Source organism: Armatimonas sp., from assembly GCF_043760365.1.
Lineage (GTDB): Bacteria > Armatimonadota > Armatimonadia > Armatimonadales > Armatimonadaceae > Armatimonas.
The window spans coordinates 1-5119 of sequence record NZ_JAYUPA010000364.1 but is presented as its reverse complement, the minus strand read 5'-3'; the positions used below and the strand labels follow the sequence as shown (position 1 = coordinate 5119).

Genomic DNA, 5119 nt, shown 5'->3' with positions numbered 1-5119 from the left:
AGCATCGTTTTCCTGACTCCCCGTCGTTTACGTATTTGCTCAGTAAGACCACCACCTACATGGTGGCCTTCAAAATTTTATTCTTTGCCCAGAACCGCATCCCGAGCGGCAAGCCCCAGAGCAACTGCCAGTGACGAAGCCATCTCAGCACGCCGAGTCACAGACACTTGCTTGGAAGCTACATTGAGCCCTGCAAAGGGATCGGCGATTGACGCATTAATCCCCAAATCATGCTCGATATACTGATCCAAGTTTTGAACCCGGGAAGCTCCTCCACAGAGAAGAATCTGATCCATCGTATCATTGGGATACTTTGAACGGAAATAATCTACCGAACGACGAAGCTCCATAACAAATTCCCCGAGCATCGGGAGAATGGCATTGAATACTTCTTTACGTCGCTCATAGTAAGGATCATTTGGTTCAGCGGGAACGATCGCAGTTTCCTCCGCAGAGGGTGTACCGCCCCCCTCCACGCCCGGCACAGCCGCTCCCTCGAAAGGGCTGGCAAAGGGATTGGCAGCTTCCGCAAAGGGATTATTATCGGCGATGTCGAACGGGGATGCCGCTGCCGCAGGTGCCTCACCTCCTCCGAAGAGGGGCGGAGGTAGTGGTGCATTCATATCCACATCGAAGATGGACTGAACCCCCATATCCTGTGCATTCGCGGAATCGCCGTAGAGCATCTCATCCGCCTGACCACTCTTAACCAAGTCCATCAGGATCACGGCATGAGCACGTTTTTCGTCCTCAGCCGCATCCATCGAGAGCCCCATCCGATCCGCAATAGCACGGGTGAAGTTATCACCGCCTAGAGGGATGGTACGTGGATAACGTAGCGTCCCTGCCTTAAAGACGCCAACATCTGTTTGGGATGCCCCAATATTAACAATCACGACGTTCTTGTTCTGAAGCCCCTCTTTCGAGAGATCAATCAAAGCACGCCCCACTGCCAGCGGCTCAACATCTATCACCACGGGCGTCAGACCCGCCGCAGTGAGTGTGTCAATGTGCTGACGAATCATATCGCGCTGCGCCACTGCCAACAGCACTTCCATGTTCGGATTATTGGAGTCGTTGTCGGTAGCGGGATTATCAATCTTTTGGAACGACATCTCCACATCGCTTGCAGCGAAAGGAATATGGCGCTCCACTTCCCACTTCATGGTTTCCGCGAGCTCACTGAGGGTCATTTTAGGAACCTCAATCACACGGACTACCATCCCGGCTGCGCCCGCAACCGAGGAGACACACTTGGTGGCCTTGATGCCGTTTTTAGTACGCATCTGTTTGATAGCCATCCCAAGGGTCTTGGGGTCAGCGATTACTCCCTGCTGGACAGTGCCCGGCGGAGTATTCTCGATGGCGATCCCCGTGACACGCAGGCTACTGCCCGCACCACTGACCTCGACCATCTTAATAGTTTGCGTCCCGATGTCCAGCCCGACGAACGTCCCGCCGCTCGGTTTGGCTCGCACAACCGGCTTAGGACGCGGAGCCGTCTTCGCTCCTACGCCTGCTTTTGTCCCTCCGTCCAATCTGGCCACTACGCTAATCCTTCTTTCTCTCTGAGACAGAACATGGGTAATTATACGGCGTTGTCTTTTTCTATGTCAAGCATAAATCAATAAGGGGCCGTATAAAACGGCCCCCCGAAGATTTTATTAACGACCCCGCTTGAACCAACCCAGGATTCCACCAGACCCTGCGGGCTTCTTTCGTCGAGGTAATCGCTCCGCATCGTCGGCATAATCACCGTCCTCGTAGCTCTCGTCGTCGTCAAAATCATCAAAATCCTCATCAAAATCTTCCATATCTTCCTCATCCTCTTTATCAAAATCGAAGGTGATCTCATTGTCATCCCCATCATTTATCAGAGGTGCCCCCGGTTTCGGCGGTGCGGGTGGGGTTTCAGCAGCGCGGGCGGCAGGCTGCTCGCTCGGAGCCACCATGGGTGAGGTGCCCCAGTTGGTCTTGAGTGGTTCCGAAGTCGTGCGGGGTGGCTCCGGTATCCGAGGTAGCTCCGCTCCCGCTTCCCAGACAGGCGCAGAAAATAGCGGGCTGGAAGGTGGGGAAGCGGAGGTAGGTGTTGCCATTATCGGTGCCACGGGAGCGGGCCGTGCCACAGGAGGCTCCACCACAGGCAGAGATGGACTTGCAGGCGGTTGCACACTCGGCACCGTCTCCGACCCCACTACCAGGAAATTCATGTCGTCATCGTCGTCCGCTTCCTCCGCCTCGGCGGCAAGATGCTCGAAGCGATCGTCATCGTCTAGTGCAGTGTAGCTCTGCGACGGTACCGACGGCGCGGTGGACTTGAGACGCGGATAGTACTGGTTATGGTAGTGAACCGAGTCCACACTCTCCGAGGGAGCCGCATTGAGCACGACACCAATCAAGTTGGCGTGGGCCTTGGTGAGCATCCCCTTGACCTGCTCGACAACCCCGCGGGGGACATCGCCTGCCCGAATCACGAGTAGAGTGGAGTCCACAAACGATGCCAGAATCGAGGTATCTGAGAACGCAATCGTGGAGGGCGCATCAAAGAGCACCACATCAGCGGCGTCTTTCAGGCGCTTGTGCAGCTCCCGCATCTGCGTTGAGCCGATCAGCTCGCTCGGATTCGGCGGGAGCGGTCCCGAGGTCAGTACCAGTAGATTCTCGATCTCGGTACGCTGTAGCACCTCATCAATGGCAATACTCGCCCCCACGAGAAGTGTCGTCAGCCCACGCTCGTTGGAAAGTGAGAAGACCTGATGCAGGCTCGGGTGACGCAGATCCGAATCCACCAGAATCACTTTTTTCCCAGCCTGCGCCATGGTAATCGCCAGGTTGGCAATCGTTGTGGTGGCTCCCTGACCGGGCTTGACAGTCGCGACGAGAAGCGAGCGGAAAGGATTCTCCAGTTGAGTAAACAAAATATCGGTGCGCAACAGCCGGTAGGCCTCCGATGTTGGGGAGAGGGGATCGAGGTAGGTCACACGGGGCGCACGACGTGGGTCGGGAAGCTGAGCGGGTATCTCGCCCGCCACAGGCAGCCCCAGGATCTCCTCGGCATCTTTTTTGGTGCGTACAGAGTTATCCAGCGCGTCTTGTCCAATCACTAGCGCCACCCCTAAAATCAGTGCCAGAGTCGTGGCGTAGAGTAGGAGCTTAACCCCATTGGGCAAGGTATTCTTCGACGGCAGAACATACGCGCGGGTAATTAGAATTGTCCCTGTCTGGCTAGAGAGAATGTTCTCGCCGCCCAGTTTCTGGAGATTCTGGTTGATCATCGCTAAGTTCTTGCTCGCCTGATCCAGCTCGCCCATGAGCTTGCTGTACTCAGCTTGCAAAACGGGGGAGCTTAGCAGACGCTTGAGAAGCTTGTTGTACTGCTGCTCGTGAGGCAGCATCGTGACCTCAGCCGTCGCGACATTGCTTCGTGCGATATTCAGGCTTCGCTGCGCTTCTAGGTAGTTCGGGTTGGGCTGCGACACTGGAAATGGCTTCTTGGCCCCATTTCTAGTTATTTTCAGCTTGCTGAGTGTCTCACGTGCCGTCTTCAGCTCCGGGTCATTATCGCCGCGTGTCGCCGTGAGCCGGTTGAACTCGACCTCAGCCCTATCTACTGCCAATTGCAGGTCTTTATAGCGCGGGTTTTCCTCAGCGGGGAAACTGACCGTGATTGTTTTCGGGGTGGAGGCGGCATTCTGAACCGCATTATTGAAAGCCTCCCGTGCCCCATCCCGCTGCGCTCTCAGCTCGGCGAGGCGGTTCTCCAGGCTCTGGAAGCTCTGGATGGTGTTATCCTGCGGGCCAATAATCACCGCGAACTCGCTTCGGTTCCTGAAAGCCGCCAAATTACGCACGGCAATAACGCGCTCCTGCACCGCAGCGTCTTTCTTCTTTAGGAGTCCGGCGATATTGGTGCGGGTGCCGGCCTGGGAGAGGGTCGCATAGTGGTCCAGAAAGGCAACCGTGAGCATATTGAGATAGAGCAGCGCCTCACTCTCACGCCCAAAGTTTCCCAGGAGCTGAATCTGATTATCAAACTGGCGCACACTCTCCGTGTCCATTAAGCTGACCACGGGCTTGGCATCTACTTTCTCTCGGTAGATATTCGCGATCACACTCGCGTCCTGTTTCACTCCATCCTGAGCAAAAGTCCCTAGGCTGTCACGGGGAGCGGCTAGGCGTGCCACCTCGGTCTGCCGGAAGTCGCTCCGCCTCTTTTCGTATTCCGCCTGCTTGCTTGCAGGAGAAATTATCCCCTCCTGCACCTGCTGATCCACTGTATCTGCAATCTTGGTATCGTAGGGTGCGAAGTACTGGTTACGCTCAAGAATACTATAGACCTCTTTCTTGCGCCCCTCTTCGTCCTTGCGCAGAAGCTCCGCAGCTTGCACAAAAATATTATTGTTGCCCTTTAGCTGCGTGGTTAGCTCCGAGATGCGCTTGCTGGGGTCGGCCTGGATCAGAGTCGGGTTTTCGCTTGAAGACGTCACCATGCTGGAGGGAGCTTGCTGAACGGTCAGGCGTGCGTCCGCCGTTACCCCCGCCATCTGGTTCTGAATAAAGATACCGATGACCACAAGCACTGCCGCAACCAGCGCCAGCCCAATCACAAGATAGATACGGCGGTTGATCAGCCGCCAAATTCGCCAGAAGTCCATTGTTTTGTCTTACCCGTTCACTACTTTGAGCTGTAGCTGCCCACCGGCATGATCCTGTGCCTTGATCTGTATCAAAAGCTGCTCCGGCAAGGCACTCGCCTCGATACTTACCGCATCCGATGCAGACATCACCACGGCATACTCAATGACGTTTTGCAGCTCACGAATATTTCCCGGCCAGGTGTGCCGTCCCAGATAGCCCAGCGCCTCCGCCTCAATCCCCTGAGGAAAAGCCCTGCTGTTCTCGCGTGCAATTTTCTCTAAAAAATAAGCCGCCAGTGCCGGGATGTCGTCGGCTCGATCCCGCAAAGTGGGTAACCAGACGGGCACAACATGCAGGCGGAAGTAGAGATCCAGCCGGAAGCTCCCCTCCTGCACCGCCTGCCAGAGATCCCGATTGGTCGCCGCCACCACGCGCACATCCACTTTGGTATTCTTGACTCCCCCGATACGGCAGATCTCTC

General features: G+C 55.9%; 3 protein-coding genes. All 3 read right to left on the bottom strand.

Features of this window, described 5'->3' with window-relative positions:
- Positions 1-77 precede the first annotated feature (77 nt).
- The gene (gene pilM / locus ACH2EH_RS08780; protein WP_395140844.1) at positions 78-1547 is read right to left on the bottom strand and encodes a type IV pilus assembly protein PilM; all 1470 of its coding nucleotides are present in this window, start codon (positions 1545-1547) and stop codon (positions 78-80) included.
- 117 nt (positions 1548-1664) lie between these two features.
- On the bottom strand, positions 1665-4655 hold the full coding sequence (locus ACH2EH_RS08775; protein ID WP_395140842.1) for a polysaccharide biosynthesis tyrosine autokinase: 2991 nt from the start codon (positions 4653-4655) through the stop codon (positions 1665-1667).
- Positions 4656-4664: 9 nt separating this feature from the next.
- On the bottom strand, positions 4665-5119 hold a 455-nt coding region (locus tag ACH2EH_RS08770; RefSeq protein ID WP_395140840.1), incomplete at its 5' end, for a sigma 54-interacting transcriptional regulator.